This window comes from Schumannella sp. 10F1B-5-1, from assembly GCF_006517535.1.
In the GTDB taxonomy this organism is placed as follows: domain Bacteria; phylum Actinomycetota; class Actinomycetes; order Actinomycetales; family Microbacteriaceae; genus Schumannella.
Window position 1 is genome coordinate 1 of record NZ_VHQH01000067.1, and the last position, 205, is coordinate 205.

Below are 205 nucleotides of genomic sequence, written 5' to 3' on the forward strand. Positions count from 1 at the left end.
GTGCGCAACCGCGGACGCTCGCGCTGGGCCGCGATCAGCGCACCCGCCACCGATCCGACCGCGAGTGCCGACGACAACCAGCCGAACTCCGACGGCCCCTCCCCGAACTCCACCTTCGCCATCGTCGAGGTGTAGATGGGGAAGTTGTAGCCGAGGGTGCCGGTGAGGAAGACCATCGCGAACACCAGCAGGATGTCGGGCCGCC

The 205-nt window shown here is 68.8% G+C and carries 1 pseudogene; it reads right to left on the reverse strand.

Features of this window, described 5'->3' with window-relative positions:
- Positions 1-205, reverse strand: a pseudogene (locus tag FJ658_RS15020) (MFS transporter); the annotation flags it as partial.